Origin of the sequence: Natronolimnohabitans innermongolicus JCM 12255 (assembly GCF_000337215.1) — an archaeon.
In the GTDB taxonomy this organism is placed as follows: domain Archaea; phylum Halobacteriota; class Halobacteria; order Halobacteriales; family Natrialbaceae; genus Natronolimnohabitans; species Natronolimnohabitans innermongolicus.
Map to the genome: position 1 here is coordinate 16634 of NZ_AOHZ01000012.1, position 13493 is coordinate 30126.

Below are 13493 nucleotides of genomic sequence, written 5' to 3' on the forward strand. Positions count from 1 at the left end.
TCGAGAGTGCAGCCGTCCGTGTCCGGTGAACGCTCTTTGCGGGCGGCCGGCGGCGTCTACAGCCTCGAGCGCAACGCGTCGTTCATCGCGTCGACCGGCGCGTCCCGTCCCGTCCAGTGCTCGAAGGCCTCGACGCCCTGGTAGAGCAACATCCACGCCCCGTCGATCGTCGTCGCCCCGGCGTCGGCCGCCTCGCGGAGCAGTCGCGTCTCGAGCGGGCTGTAAACCGCGTCGAGGACGGCGAGCTCACCGTGGAGCGCCGCGGCCGGAACCGGGGTCTCGTCGCCGTCGTCCATGCCGACGCTCGTGGCGTTGACGAGGATATCGGCGTCGGCGAGCAGGTCCGCGAGCGTTCCGGACTCGAGCCCGTGGCCCGTCGCCCCCGGAACATCGTCGGCGAGTTCGTGTGCCGTCGATTCGGTTCGGTTGGCGATTTCGACCGTCGCATCCGCGTCCGCGAGACCGAACGCGATGGCCCGGCCCGCGCCGCCGGCGCCGACGACGACCGCGCGTTCGCCGTCGACGGCCACGTCGTGGTCCCGCAGGGAGCGCAACGCGCCGCCCGCGTCGGTGTTGTGACCCGTCGGTCGCTCGCCCGTGAAGTCGATCGTGTTCACCGCGCCGATCCGGCTCGCGAGGGGGTCGGCCTCGACGCACTCGAGGGCGTCCTGCTTGAACGGAATCGTCACGTTCAGCCCGGTGACGCCGAGCGCCGCGGCGCCGTCGATCGCGTCCTCGATCGCGTCGGGATCCGGTTCGAAGGTGACGTATCGCGCGTCCATCTCGAGCGCGTCGTAGGCCGCTTCGTGCATCGGCGGCGACAGCGAGTGGCCGACGGGGTTGCCGATCAGGCCGAAGACGTCCATAGCCATACCGTACGCTCGAGGCGGGAGGGATATAATCGGTTCCGACTTCGGCGTCGGACGCCGACGGCCGTCGTCGTCGACTGGGAATTCCTCCCGGACTTATCATAGCGGCCGTCGAACGTCCGGGTATGAACGTTCTCGTTCCACTCGACGACTCGGACCCGGCTCGAGCAGCGGTCGAACACGCCGTCAGCGAGTATCCCGACGCGTCGATCACGGTGTTGCACGTCATCGATCCGAACATGGCGACCTACGGCGACGGCGGCGTCTACGCCTACGAGTCCATGATCGAGATCCGCGAAAACGCGGCCGAAGAGCTGTTCGAAGAGGTCGGAGAGACCGCAAGCGATCACGACGGCGAACTCAACGCGGAGATCGTCGTCGGCCATCCGGCCCGCGAGATCGTCGACTTCGCGGACGAGCACGGCTCCGATCACATCGTCATCGGGAGCCACGGCCGATCGGGAGCGGGGCGGATTCTGCTCGGCAGCGTCGCCGAGCGGGTAACCCGTCGGGCGACCGTGCCGGTAACGATCGTTCGGTGACCGCTCGCTGAGCGCCTGCGACGCGTCCCCCGATCGACCGCTGAGCGCCTGCGACGCGTCCCCCGATCGACCGCTGAGCGCCTGCGACGCACTCGTCGACCGGTTCCGGACGCCTTTTACCCCGTTCCGGAGTACGCGCCGCTATGCTCTCCGGATTCGGCCTCTATCTCGCCTTGCTGGCGGCCGGCATCGGCGCGCTCTACGTCGGCGCCGAGTTGCTCGTCGCCGGCGCGGGTCGTCTCGCGCTGGGTTTCGGCTTGCGCGCGGTGACCGTCGGCGTAACGGTGGTCGCGTTCGCGACGACGGCGCCCGAACTGTTCGTCGCCACGATCGGCGCGCTCGACGTCTCGACCGACGTCGGCCTCGGCGCGGTGCTCGGATCGAACATTGCCAACATCGGGCTGGTGCTCGGACTCACCGCGCTCGTCAAGCCGGTCCGGGTGAGTTCGACGGTTATGCGACGCCACGTCCCGTTTATGGTGTTCGCAGCCCTCCTGCTGGTCGTCCTCGGTGCCGACGGTCGAATCGGTCGCCTCGAGGGAGCGATCTTTCTCCTCGTCCTCGCCGGCTTCACGGCTTACCTGGTCTATTACGCCAACGTCGATCCGGCGCCGGACGTCGAGAAACCGGGAGCGGGCGACGGGGTCCAGCCGCGAGACGTCGCGTACGTGCTCGGGGGACTGATCGCGCTGGTGATCGGCTCCCGATGGCTGGTCTCGGGCGGTACCGGCTTGCTCTCCGAACTCGGTTTCTCCGATCTCTTCATCGGACTCACGGTGCTCGCGTTCGGCACCTCGTTGCCCGAACTGGCGGCGTCGGTCGTCGGCGCGCTCCGCGGCGAGACCGGGTTCGTCATCGGCAACGTCGTCGGGTCGAACATCTATAACATTCTGGCCGTGTTGGGAATCGTCGCGCTGATCACGCCGATCGAAATCGATCCGAGCACGATCCGACTCGAGTTCCCGATCCTCGTCGTCGCCACGCTCGCGCTCGTCGCGATGATGGGGTACGGACGGCGCCTGACGCGCCTCGACGGAGTCGCGCTCGTCGCCGGCTACGGCGCGTTTCTCTATCTTCTCGTGCAGTGATCGACCGCCCGTTCCGACGCGACGGCGAGTCTCGCGACCCGTCCGCGGATTCGCCGATGCCGACGGATCGACAGACGGTGTTCGAAGACGGCGGCGTCGGTGCTGTCGCAGTCGCTCGTCGGTGCTGGTGCTGTCGGTCCCAGTTCGCGTGCGTCGGACACGGCAGAAGCAGCGAATCGGTCGTCGGCGGAACGGTCGAACGACCGGCCACTTATAACGGCAGCGGCGAGGTCTGCTGACCGCCGATCCGCTCGTCATCGTACTGCGACTGCAGTCGATCCAATCTGGGGCCGACGTGCTCGCAGACGAGTTTGACCAGCGCGTTCGTCGGGCCGGCACCCGTGATCGCCGTCGTGTTCGGTCCGTCGTCGCCCTCGTCGACCGTGACGAGCATCACCCGCTCGCGATCGGCCAGTACGACGCGTCCGTGGTGAACGTCGTCCGTCGGGAAGTTCAACCAGTCGTACTGGGGCTCGCAGATCGTCGCCTCGGGGATCGCCTGCCCGACGAGGTCGCGAACCTCCGCGGACCGCGAGCCGACGTAGATGTCGACGCCGCGATCGGCGGCGGCGCGCCAGCGCTCGAGACAGCGTCGCTGGAGCATCCCCGTGTCCGGCACCGTGACGAACAGCTCTTCCGTCGCGCTGTCGGCGAGGTCGTGTCCCCTGGCGACGACGTCCTCGCCGCCCGCGATCGTTCGGCACGACCCGGCGGCCGCGTCGGAACCGCCACATCGTTCGTTCCCGCGTTCGATCCCGCGTCCTCGCGGTCGCTGCTCGAGCACGTCGAGATCGGCGGCGACCGGGCTCGCGGCGAGCCACTCCATGCGCCACTGGGGTGCATCGCGAACGAGCGACACCGTTTCGCTCGAGCGGTCGTGTTCGACGAAGCCGACGTCGGCCAGCGCGGGCAGATCGTCGTGGACGAGTCGACACTGGACTCGCGTTCGCTGCTCGTCGGTGACGTCGACGAGTCGACAGTCGGCGGTCGTCTCGGCGACCAGAAGCGCGGCGAGATCGGCGACGGCGATTCGGTCGGACCGTCTCGAGAGGATCCGAAGCAGCGCTCGCCGACGCGCCGGTCGCAGTCCTTCGAGCGTTCGGTCGAGCGTGTCGGCGTCGAAGCCGGCCCCGCCGCGGGGGTTCTCGAGCAGCAGTCGAACCCAGTCGCTCTGGAGGAGCGGGTCGTCGGCGAGCGTAAACCGGGGCGTACCGTCGTCGGCTCCGTCCGCGGTTTCGTCGTCGCATTTCTCGACGACGTCGGCCTCGAGTAGTCGCGGGAGGTGGCGATGGACGAGTTGCGTCGTCGTCGTAGACGCCTGTTGATCGGTGACAATCGGGGATTGATGTTCCCAGACGGCGACTTCGGTGGCGAGCGATTCCAGGGAGAGAGATGAGGCCTGATCGAGAAGCGCAGAGAGTGCGTACCGTCGTTGCGATGCGGAGAGAACGTCGAATATCGTCGTTAACCGATCAGTGGCAGGGGGTGAACTCATTATCCGCTAAACGAACGCAGCGGTCGAAAGGACTGTACCAGCGTGCTCTGGTATGACTGTCGAATACCTCGACGGAATACTGACAGTCACGAGCTACGATCGGCGCTCGTCGATCCCGGATTCGAAGTACGCGGTGAGGAGTTTCTCCTGTGCGACCCGGAGGTGCTGGTGAAACGTCTGGCGGGCGATCCCGAGCCGGTCGGCGACGTCGCTCGCGTCGCTTCGTCGCGTCGGCCAGTCGAAGTAGCCGGCGTAGTAGGCGGCCTCGAGAGCGGCCTGTTGCTTGTCGGTTAGTTCCGCCTGGACCCGTTGCCGGAAGTCGCCGGAGGTTTCGACCGGCCGCTCGACGGTCCGCTTCGACGCCAGTTCCGTTCCGGGGTATGCGGCGGTAACCGCATCGACGAGTTCGCGAACGTCGACGTCGGGACTGGCCTGCACGACGGTACTCGAGACGCCGTCGTCGACGGTCTGTGCCCGAAGGCGTGCGCCGTAGTCGGCGAGCAGCCCCGTCATAGTTGGTCCTTCGACGACGAACTCCCAGTTGCTCTCCTCGCCGTCGCTATCGATGTGGCGGTATTCGTCGATCGAGTCGTATTCGGCGGCGAACGACCGAACGGCCGTCGGTTCGGCACCGTCGACGGTGACGTAGTAGACGAACATCTCGTCGGTCAGCGGGAGCACGTGTTCGAGTGCGACCCGACAGTCGACGTCTCGAGAGAGGTCGACGCAGACGCCGGGACGCCCGGTTGATTCGAACTCGAGTTCGACGACGGTATCCTGATAGAGGAGTCGACGGACGGCCATCGCGTTGATCGCGTGCCCGATCGTGCCGCCGAACTCCTGGAGGACCTCCGCCTCGCGGTCCGTAAACGCCGACGACTCCGCGGCGCCGAGGATGAACGCACCGTAGGTCCGGCCGCTCGCGACGATCGGCACGGCGGCTACCGCGCCGTAGTCGCGCTCGCGGGCGTCTTCGCGCCAGACGTCGACGTCGCTCTCCTGGAGGTCGCGATACCGCTCGACGGTCCCCGTCTCGAGCAGCGAGCGGCCGTCGTCGGTCGGCGGATCGACGTACGTCGCCAGCAGGGCTTCAGCCGCTGGGTCGCTCTCGGCGTCGAGATCCGCAGACGCCCGTAGCTCCCAGGAATCGTCGTCCGCCGCCGGTTCGACGCGGCCGATCGCGGCAAAGCGAGCCGGATCGGCGTCCGCGAACGCCTCGACGATCGCCGTTTCGATCTCCTCGCGGCTCTCGGCCGCGACGATCGTCTCGTCGACCCGCCTGATCGTCGCGTTGAGCCGCTCGAGACGCTCGAGCTCTCGCTCTCGAGCCTTTCGATCGCTGATGTCGCGGCCGACGCCGGTAAACCCCAGTACGGTCCCGTCGTCGTCGGTCATCGGAGCACTGTTGAACTCGTAGGGGATCTGCTGACCGTCGCTCGCGATGATCCGCGCTTCGGCGGTGACGTGTTCGCGCTCGTGGAGGATGCGGTCGATCGCGTCGCCGATCTGCGGTCGGTCGCCCGGCGCGATGAACTCGAGCGGGTTCAGCCCCTCGAGGTCGTCGCTGTCGTAGGTCGTCAACTCTTCGAACCGATCGTTCCACTGGATCAGGTTCCCGTCGGCGGTGTACGCGTACAGGATGTCCGGCTGGGCCTCGAAGATGCTCTCCGTGAGCGCTTTCTCCTCGCGGAGTTCGCGCTCTCGAGCCCTGCGCTCGCGGACGTCGCGAGCGATGCCGGTAAAGCCGAGGACGGTCCCGTCGTCGTCGGTGAGTCGCCCGCTGCTGAACTCGTGTGGGATCCGTTCGCCGTCTTTCGTGAGTAGATCCGCTTCGAGAGTTGCGTACGCGTCCGCGTCCGCACCTGCACCCGAATCCGATCGTTCGAGAAGAGAGGCGATCGCGTCGGCGACGCGGTCACGGTCGTCGGGGCTGATAAACTCGAGCGGCTCCATCTCGGCGAGTTCGTCATCGTCGTACCCGGTCACTTCGGGGACGCGATCGTTCCACCGCAGGAAGTTGCCGTCCGCATCGAACGCGTAGACGACGTCAGGCTGTGACTCGAAAACGCTCTCGGTGAGGCGTTTTTCCTCGTCGAGTTCCAGCTTGCGCTCGTACTCGTCGGTCCGATCGGCGAGCAGACACGCGTAGCCGACGACGGACGGCTCGTCGCGGTCGACGTCGCGTTCTTCGGCACCGCCGTCGATCTCGTCCTCGCGGATCGGCACGATCGTTTCTCGCCCCCAGAGCCGTGACCCGTCGCGTCGACAGCGCCAGCCGTCGACCTGGACCTGCCCCTCCCTCCGGGCCCGCTCGAGGAGTTGTTTCGCCCGATCTGTCTCACGACGGGCGGGCGGGTAGAGTTTACGTACGTGCGTTCCGACGATTTCGTCGCTCGAGTAGCCGAGCAGGTCCGCGGCGCCGTCGTTCCACATGCTAACGAGCCCGTCCCGATCGAGCAGCCAGACCACCTGATCGCTGACGAAATCGTCGAGCCGTCCGGCATCGAGGCGAAGCGTCGACGACTCGTCGATGCTCGTCACGTCCGCGGCGTCCGACCCACCGTTTTCACCCACCGAAGGATCGTTCATATCTGTTTGCTTATGTTCCGATATATTGACGGCCTCACCTATTACTTATTGTTTATTACTGCACAGGTGACACGTATATCTCGGCGGCCATCGGCTGATAACTATTAATCGACAAGGATTGAAAAGCCGACCGTAGCCAACGCCACGTATTTATACCGATGATGTCCCACTCCAGCAACTCGATCGAAATCGAAATCGAGTCTCCGGTTCGAGTTCGAACGAGAACCGCGGGGCTGCAAAGGGGTGCCGATTCACGACGGCCGCCCGAAACCGACGACGTTACCGGTGTACGCCACACTCGATCGGATATGCACGACCTCGCGATCGTCGAGAGCCGGGCCGACCGCGCGTCGGTTCACGTCTGCGACCGGCTCCGCGAGCTCGCCGACTGGGACCGCTGCGAGGACGACGCTCGCTCCGAAGCCGACGGCGGCGGCACCTACTACCGACTCGAGGGCGACTCGAGCCGCGTCGAACTCCGGTCGTTCGAGGCGTTCCACCTCGAACTCGAGCGGCCCGTCGCGGCCTTCGACTGCGAGCCAGATCTGCTCGTCTTCGCCTCGCGACACTCCGGCGACACAGGCGCGCTCCTGACGGGCCACTTCACCGGGAACTTCGGCCCCGCCGAGTTCGGCGGCGAGGACGACGCCGTCGCCGAGGCCTGTCCGAACGCGCTCGCGGCGCTGCTCGAGGCCTTCGACGAGCACGCGCCCGAGGGCTACGACGTCGGGATGGAGTGTACCCACCACGGGCCGACCGACGTCGGCTGCCCGTCGCTGTTCGCCGAACTCGGCAGCGGCGACGAGCAGTGGGACGACCCGGACGGCGCGACGGCGGTCGCCCGAGCGATCCTCGAGCTTCGAGGCGTCGCGGCCCACCGCCAACAACTCGAGCGCGACGCTCCCGCGAGCCGTCGGAATCGCGAGGCGATTCCGAGACGGCACGTCGTCGGCTTCGGGGGCAACCACTACGCCCCGCGCTTCGAGCGCGTCGTCCGCGAGACCCCGTGGGCCGTCGGCCACGTCGCGGCCGACTGGGCGCTCGAGGCGATGGGCCACCCGTCGGCCCACCGCGACGTCCTCGAGGCCGCTTTCGCGGCCAGCGACGCCGATATCGCCCTCGTCGACGGCGAGTGGCCCGTTCTCGAGGAGACGCTCGCGGACCTCGGCTACCGGCTCGTCAGCGAGACCTGGCTGCGCGAGGTCGGCGATCGGCCGCTCGAGCTGGTCGGCGCCGTCGAGTCCGAGCTCGGGGCCGTCGACGACGGCGTCCGGTTCGGCGACCGAAGCGCGAGCCCCGAGTCGGTCGTCGTCGTCGATCTGCCGGGCGAGTTGGTCGATACCGCAGAGGGGATCGACCCCGAGCGCGTCCGCGAGATCGTCGCGTCCCACAGCGTCGCGTTCGCGACCGAAAACGGCGGGAGCCGCGTCGGCGCGCGAGTCGCCGTTCCGGACGGCGACGGCACGGCTGACGAGGCCGACGAAGCCGACGGATCCGCCGGCGACTGCGACGGCGCCGCTTCGATCCGCGAAACGATCGTCGCCGATCTGGCGGCCGTCCTCGAGACGAAGTACGACGCGGTCTCCCTCGAGGCGGACGCGATCGTCGCCGAACGAACGGCGTTCGATCCGGCGCTCGCCCGCGAGGCCGGCGTTCCGGAGGGGCCGAAGTTCGGTGCGCTGGCCGGCGGCGAGTCGGTCACGGTCGACGGCGACCGGATCGGTCCCGAGCAGGTTCGCCGCCAGCAGGTCGATCGGTTCCCGCGGTGACCGCGTGTCGCGCCGGTAACACGTCGTGAGAACGCGTCGCGGTCGCAGTCGATCGTCGCGGCCCAAGCGACCGTTACGCGCGTCGAAACAGATGCAGGTTGCTCGAGTGCAGAAACGGTCGTCTCGACGAGACGTCAGACGCCCGGCTGACGTGTAGGGGAAAGGTAATTATGCTCCATCTTTTAGGCATGGTCAAGAATGGACTCCATTATCGACGACGCAATCGACGAGGCCGAAAACGGGGACGCCTCGGAGGCCCCCGACGACGCCCCGCCACAGAACGGCGGAGAGGTAACCGACGCCGACTCGAGCAACCGAACCGGCACGATGACCGACGACGAACTGGAGGACGTTCTTCAGGACCTCCAGACCGACATCACCGTCGTCGGCTGCGGCGGCGCCGGCGGCAACACCGTCAACCGCATGCACGAGGAGGGAATCCACGGCGCGAAACTCGTCGCCGCCAACACCGACGTCCAGCACCTCGTCGAGATCGAAGCCGACACCAAGATCCTCATGGGCGAGGAGAAGACCGGCGGCCGCGGCGCCGGCTCGCTCCCGCAGGTCGGCGAAGAAGCCGCCCTCGAGAGCCAGCAGGACATCTACGACGCCATCGACGGCTCCGATATGGTCTTCGTCACGGCGGGTCTCGGCGGCGGTACCGGCACCGGTTCGGCACCCGTCGTCGCGAAGGCCGCCCGCGAGGCCGGCGCGCTGACGATTTCGATCGTCACGACGCCCTTTACCGCGGAGGGTGAGGTCCGACGGACGAACGCCGAGGCCGGTCTCGAGCGTCTTCGCGACGTCTCCGACACCGTCATCGTCGTTCCCAACGACCGCCTGCTCGACTCCGTGGGCAAACTGCCCGTCCGCCAGGCGTTCAAGGTCAGCGACGAGGTGTTGATGCGTTCGGTCAAGGGAATCACGGAACTGATCACGAAACCCGGCCTCGTCAACCTGGACTTCGCCGACGTCCGAACCGTCATGGAACGGGGCGGCGTCGCCATGATCGGCCTTGGCGAGTCCGACTCCGAAGCGAAAGCCGAAGACTCGGTCAAGACCGCGCTGCGGTCGCCGCTGCTCGACGTCGACATCTCCGGGGCGAGTTCCGCCCTCGTCAACGTCACCGGCGGCAACGACATGGCCATCGAGGAGGCCGAAGGCGTCGTCGAGGAGATCTACGACCGGATCGATCCCGACGCGCGCATCATCTGGGGGACCTCCATCGACGAGTCCCTCGAGGGCAGCATGCGGACCATGATCGTCGTCACTGGCGTCGAGTCACCGCAGATCTACGGCCGCCCGGACGGCGAAGCCGCCGTCCAGCCCGAGACGCCGGGGCAGGGCGACGACATCGACTTCGTCGACTGATCGCGGTCGACCGCGGGATCCGTCGGAGGGGGGCGGATCGGGAGGAGTCCATCGTTTTCACCAGTTACTGTCACCCGCGGAGCCGCGGCACCGTCGACAGAGTCGCCGGCGGCGCTCTCGAAGTCCGGATCGGCGCGAACGCGCCGCGTGCGCGACCCTTTTGGGACCGGCGTCCCGAGTCACCGTATGCACCCGACCGACTCGGCGGGCGACTCGAGCGGCCCGGTCGCGGGCGAACCAGTCCGCCACGGAACCGGCGTCACCTCGACTCGCGCGTTCCCGACGAACGCCCATCCCTCGCATCTCGACCCGTTCGTCCTCTTCGAGCGGTTCTACATCGAGCCCGACGACGGCTTTCCGATGCACGCCCACCGCGGCTTCGAGATCGTCTCCTACATGCTCGAGGGCGGGATGGCCCACGAGGACTCGCTGGGCGTCTCCCACACCGCAACCGAGGGGAGTGCGATGCACGTTACGGCCGGCGAGGGGATCCGCCACTCGGAGTTCCCCGCCGACGGCGCGGGCTGTAGCGGTCTCCAGCTCTGGGTGAACCTCGCGCGCGACGAGAAGGAGATCGAACCGGACTACGCCGACGCGGCCGCCGACGAACTGCCGACGACCGACCGGGAGGGCGCGACGATCACGACCGTCGTCGGCGAGGGATCGCCGCTCGAGACCCACGCGACGATGGAGTATCTGGACGCCGAGGTCGACGGCTCGTGGACGTGGCCGATCCCCGAGGGCTGGTCGGGCTTCTGTTACGGTGTCTCGGGATCGGGAACCGTCGACGGCGCAGCGTTCGGCGAGGGTGACGTGCTGTCGGTCACGGACGCCCGTTCCGTCGACGTCCGAACCGCCGACGGGCTCCGCGTCGTCTCCGTTTCCGGCCGCCCGCACGGCGAACCGATCCGCCAGCGCGGGCCGTTCGTCCTGTAAGATAGGTATTTCGAGTGAGCGGTCGCTCGAGTCTGCGTCCTCAGTCGTCGGCCGTCGCCGCGCCGCCCGGTTCGCCGGCCGCCGCGTCGCCCTCGATGCTCGGCGGGTACTTGCCGCGGTCGAGTTTGAGATCCGACTGGGGCCGCGCCATGCAGGTCAGCGCGTAGTTCTCGGCTTCTTCCTCGGTGAAGCCCCGCGCCGCGGGCTGGGTGACCTCGCCCTCGAGAATCTCCGCCGAGCAGGCCAGACACATCCCCACGCGACACGAGTACTCCTGGGCGATACCCTCCTCGAGACACCGGCTGAGGATCGTCTCCTTGTCGGTGCAGGTGATCGTCTCACCCGTACCGACGAATTCGACCGTGTACTCCGTCATAGGGCTCGCTACGGACGACCCCACCAAAACTCTTTATGCCTATCTGTCCTGACAGCGGCGACGAAACTCGGTCGGGGAAACCTATCATCCCGATCGTGACCGTCTCGAGCGCGCTTCCCGTCGGTGTCGCGCTGGCAGATCCCGATCGTCGCCCTGCACGTCCGACAGATAACACGAAAAACGTTTTCTTCCCGTGGTGTGGACTGTCTTCGTATGAGTACGCAGGAGCAGTCGGCGGCCGCCGCGTCCGAGACTCACTCACCGGACGTGGTCGTCGTCGGCGCCGGCACCGCCGGATGTTACGCCGCAGCGACCGTCGCCCGCGAGGGCTACGACGTCGTCATCATCGAGCGCAAGTCCGAGGAAGAAGCGGGCCACATCGCCTGCGGAGACGCGCTGAAAGGCGCCGACGCCTTCCCCGATTCGATCCCGAAAGCGCAGATCGAACCCGCGTTTACGAACACGGGCGTCGACCACGGTCGCTTCGAGATCCCCCAGGAGGACACCGTCCTCGAGATCCCCGTTCCCGGCGAACTGGCCGTCATCGACCGCCACGAGTACGGCCAACTGATCATCGAGGGCGCGGAAAACGCGGGCGCCGAAATTCACTACGACACCGTCGTCCAGAACGTCACTCAGGACGACGACGGCCGCGTTACAGGCGTCGAGGCGATCCGACGGGGCGACCCCCGGCGCTACGACGCCGACCTCGTCATCGACGCCGCCGGCTCGCTGTCGGTGCTGCAGGACCACGTCGACTTCTCGGGGTCGACGTTCGACACGAACGTCAACTACACCCACTTCTGTTCGGCCTACCGCGAAATCGTCCACGTCGAGGAGCCCGTCGAGTGGGACGATGCCCTCGTCTTCAAGCCGACCGAGCGCGCCGCGGGCTACCTCTGGTACTTCCCGCGGACCGACACCGAGATCAACGCCGGCCTGGGCTTCCAGATGACCGAGGAGCCGATGCAGCTCGTCGAGGACCTCAAACGCGACCTCGAGAACCGCGCGGAGTTCGCCGGTGCCGAGGTCGATGACAAACTCGGCGCGGCCCTCCCGACCCGGCGACCCTACGACTCGGCCGTCCACCCCGGCTACATGGCCGTCGGCGACGCCGCGGGCCACGTCAACCCGACCACCGGCGGCGGCATCGCGGGCGCCGCCTACGCCGGCAAGTACGCCGCCGAGGCCGCCGTCGAGGGCCTCGAGACCGGCGACGTCAGCGAGAAGACCCTCTGGGAGTACAACGAGCGCGTCATGGATCACTTCGGCGCGCGCTACGCCGCCTTAGACGTCTACAACATCCTGTCGACGGCCGTCGACGTCGACGACCTGATGGGGCTGCTCGCCGCGATGCCCGGCGAGAAACTCGCTGAGGCGCTGTACTCCGGCAGCACGAGCGTCGGTCCGAAACTCGCCGCCGAGAGCCTGCTCAACAGCCGCGGCCACTGGGACACCATCTGGAACCTCTACCAGACCAAACGCCGCGCCGACGAACTGCTCGAGCTATACGAGGCCTACCCCCACCACCCCGGCGCGCTCGAGCACTGGCAGGAGCGCCGCGACGAGGTAATGGAGTCGGTCTACGAGACGACCGGCGCGGAGCCGAAGTACTGATCGAGCGTTCCCGACGGAACGTCGACACCGCACCGAATCAACTTGCGAGCGAGCGATCGCCGCCGATTGGATTCGACGATGGCGACTACGGCTCGGAATTAGGTTGAGTGGCTCCTCGTTGGAGCGTTCGGTGTCGTCGTGTCGATCTCGTTTTCCGGCGGATACACCGGATTCACGTCCGTAATCGGAGAGCGAACGTGGGTCGTCGGAGCCGGCTTCGTTTCGGGAGCGTTCCTCGTAGCGGGAGTGGAACTGACGACATTCGGGCGAATGATCCAGGCGCGGGTCAAAGACGGCAACCGTTTCGTGCAGGCCTTGATGTACGTCCCTCTCACGAGTCTCGGTATCGGTATCGTTTACACCGCGTTGGAGGTCGTTCGTCGCACACGAGGGAGACGTCACCGACACGTCCAACGCGACTGGGGCCGAACTAACCGGAAACGCTCGAGTCAGCACCTGTACCGGCGGGAGAGCTGCATGGTTAGGGAGTCTCGTCAATCCTGTCGAACGGGTATCGTGTCGTGATGGTAGAGAAACACTCACGCAGACATGCACTGTCACTGATCGGAACCGCGGGCGTCATCACGGTCGCCGGTTGTTTGAGCGGCGACGACGGTGACGACGATACCGTCAGCGAACCAAACGGCGACGAGCACGACGAAAACGGCGAGTACGACGACTACGCCGATGACGACCGAAACGGAATGGACGATATGGCTGGCGTTCGCGTCGCCCACCTCTCGCCCGACGCGCCGAACGTCGACGTCTGGATCGACGGCGAACCCACCCTCGAGGACGTCCCCTACCTGTCTCTTATACACATCTCTGAGCGGGCTGGCAA

The 13493-nt window shown here is 67.0% G+C and carries 11 protein-coding genes; 7 read left to right on the forward strand and 4 right to left on the reverse strand.

Annotation, left to right across the window (positions count from 1 at the left end):
* Nucleotides 1-56: 56 nt before the first annotated feature.
* The gene (locus tag C493_RS02340) at nt 57-866 is read right to left on the reverse strand and encodes a shikimate dehydrogenase (RefSeq protein ID WP_007257786.1); all 810 of its coding nucleotides are present in this window, start codon (nt 864-866) and stop codon (nt 57-59) included.
* Between the two features lie 128 nt (nt 867-994).
* On the opposite strand from C493_RS02340, the gene C493_RS02345 reads away from it, so the two are divergent.
* Entirely contained in the window at nt 995-1411 is a 417-nt protein-coding gene (locus tag C493_RS02345; RefSeq protein ID WP_007257787.1) for a universal stress protein, read from the forward strand.
* A gap of 143 nt (nt 1412-1554) precedes the next feature.
* Nucleotides 1555-2499 (forward strand): calcium/sodium antiporter, encoded by a 945-nt coding sequence (locus tag C493_RS02350; protein WP_007257788.1) that lies wholly within the window; start codon nt 1555-1557, stop codon nt 2497-2499.
* Between the two features lie 211 nt (nt 2500-2710).
* On the opposite strand, the gene C493_RS02360 is transcribed toward C493_RS02350, so the two are convergent.
* Together C493_RS02360 and C493_RS02365 are read right to left on the reverse strand one after the other, a co-directional pair.
* Nucleotides 2711-3994 (reverse strand): DUF7344 domain-containing protein, encoded by a 1284-nt coding sequence (locus C493_RS02360; protein ID WP_007257790.1) that lies wholly within the window; start codon nt 3992-3994, stop codon nt 2711-2713.
* 93 nt (nt 3995-4087) lie between these two features.
* Nucleotides 4088-6583 (reverse strand): PAS domain S-box protein, encoded by a 2496-nt coding sequence (locus C493_RS02365; RefSeq protein WP_007257791.1) that lies wholly within the window; start codon nt 6581-6583, stop codon nt 4088-4090.
* Between the two features lie 308 nt (nt 6584-6891).
* Here C493_RS02365 and C493_RS02370 point away from each other — a divergent pair, with 308 nt between their 5' ends.
* The 3 genes from C493_RS02370 (at nt 6892) to C493_RS02380 (ending at nt 10659) form a co-directional block, all read left to right on the forward strand.
* On the forward strand, nt 6892-8352 hold the full coding sequence (locus tag C493_RS02370) for a D-aminoacyl-tRNA deacylase (RefSeq protein ID WP_049889091.1): 1461 nt from the start codon (nt 6892-6894) through the stop codon (nt 8350-8352).
* Nucleotides 8353-8550: 198 nt separating this feature from the next.
* Nucleotides 8551-9723 carry a cell division protein FtsZ gene (gene ftsZ / locus C493_RS02375; RefSeq protein WP_007257793.1) on the forward strand — a complete coding sequence of 391 codons (1173 nt, stop codon included), beginning with the start codon at nt 8551-8553 and terminating at the stop codon, nt 9721-9723.
* Between the two features lie 186 nt (nt 9724-9909).
* On the forward strand, nt 9910-10659 hold the full coding sequence (locus tag C493_RS02380; RefSeq protein WP_007257794.1) for a pirin family protein: 750 nt from the start codon (nt 9910-9912) through the stop codon (nt 10657-10659).
* A gap of 40 nt (nt 10660-10699) precedes the next feature.
* On the opposite strand, the gene C493_RS02385 is transcribed toward C493_RS02380, so the two are convergent.
* Nucleotides 10700-11035 carry a 2Fe-2S iron-sulfur cluster-binding protein gene (locus C493_RS02385; RefSeq protein WP_007257795.1) on the reverse strand — a complete coding sequence of 112 codons (336 nt, stop codon included), beginning with the start codon at nt 11033-11035 and terminating at the stop codon, nt 10700-10702.
* A gap of 213 nt (nt 11036-11248) precedes the next feature.
* On the opposite strand from C493_RS02385, the gene C493_RS02390 reads away from it, so the two are divergent.
* A complete protein-coding gene (locus C493_RS02390) occupies nt 11249-12652 on the forward strand; it encodes a geranylgeranyl reductase family protein (protein ID WP_007257796.1) in 1404 nt (467 codons plus the stop codon).
* A gap of 524 nt (nt 12653-13176) precedes the next feature.
* Nucleotides 13177-13493: DUF4397 domain-containing protein (locus tag C493_RS02395; RefSeq protein ID WP_007257797.1), on the forward strand; the 317-nt coding region annotated here is incomplete at its 3' end.